This is a genomic window from Paracidovorax anthurii (assembly GCF_003269065.1).
GTDB lineage: Bacteria > Pseudomonadota > Gammaproteobacteria > Burkholderiales > Burkholderiaceae_C > Paracidovorax > Paracidovorax anthurii.
The window spans coordinates 1-1,101 of record NZ_QLTA01000129.1; the positions used below are offsets into that span (position 1 = coordinate 1).

The window sequence follows — 1,101 nt, forward strand, 5'->3', positions numbered from 1 at the left end:
GCTCGATCTCGGCAAACTTCTCTCTACTGATGTCGCTTGGGTATGGCTTTCTTTTCACCCCAGGATTGTCGGGGGAGATCGTAAACACGCTCTTATATGTGTCCTGTTCTTTCTTATATGGCTGAGCCGCGGCTGAGCCGTGGTCGGCAATATCGGGTTCGTCTGCATCCCGATTCAAACCAGGTCTGCGTGACCGTGCGCGTGCGCTTTGCTTGGCACGGAACCGTTCGTCGCTTTTCTTGGCATCCCAGGACTGCATGGCCCAGGCCGCCGGTTCAGGGTGGTGCCAGCGGCCGTCGGAACACAGGATCCAGCCCGTCATGGCGGGCTGCTGGCGCCATGCTTGAGCGATGAGCAGCACCAATGCCCTGAAGGGCTCGGCCTGCTGAGCCAGCGCCAGAGGATGCCCAGAGAGGAAGGCCAGGCGCACAGGCGCCCAGGGGAAGGTCTCCAGGTTGATCTCCGCCGGAACTAACGGCTGGGGCGCGATGCCCGCCCTGGGCACACGGTGGTTGTCGACTGCTTTGAGTTTCTGCACGAACACCTCACATTTGAAAGTTCAAGAAAAGCGACCGGGGGGTCGCCGCCTGAATCAAATGTGCGGTTGGTGCCTCAAATTTTTTCGGAACGAAAATCAGGGCTGGTTTGTGCCCGTTCCGAATTTCAAGGCGCTGGGTCGACGCGCGTGTTTTTCGCGTGTTCGTCGATCAGACGCTCGAGCCTGTTCAACTGAGCCTTCTTCGCCTTGGCAAAATTGACTGGATGGAAAGGGTCGTCGCGGTTGCATGCCGCCTTCGGCCGATGCAGCGGTTCTTCGGCAGAAAGCCGGGCGAGAAATGATGCGCGCTCACTGAACTGATTTTCGATCTCCATCCGGCGGAAGAGTTTGCTGACATACGACCGTGCTTCGTCCTTGGCTTCCTTGACCGCGACAGCAAGATCTGCGGCCAGTGCGTCGTCCTCATCCTGAAACAGGTCGAACATGCCAAGCACCTGGTGCAGCGACAGGGCTTTGTTGCACAAATCAGTTCGAAGACGGCATAGCCCCAACCCCAGACGGATTTATGCCATGGCGGCCACCAGAACGGTTTGAGGACGACC

The 1,101-nt window shown here is 58.5% G+C and carries 1 protein-coding gene and 1 pseudogene; both read right to left on the reverse strand.

Annotated features, from left to right (window positions below; genetic code table 11):
* Positions 1-538, reverse strand: a pseudogene (locus tag AX018_RS24485) (hypothetical protein); the annotation flags it as partial.
* A 125-nt stretch (positions 539-663) separates the two neighbouring features.
* Entirely contained in the window at positions 664-984 is a 321-nt protein-coding gene (locus tag AX018_RS24490) for a hypothetical protein (RefSeq protein WP_146749468.1), read from the reverse strand.
* Positions 985-1,101 lie beyond the last annotated feature (117 nt).

What these genes read in the sequence shown, in the direction of transcription:
- AX018_RS24490 (WP_146749468.1), bottom strand. Translation starts at nt 984, where the DNA reads ATGTTCGACCTGTTTCAGGATGAGGACGACGCACTGGCCGCAGATCTT.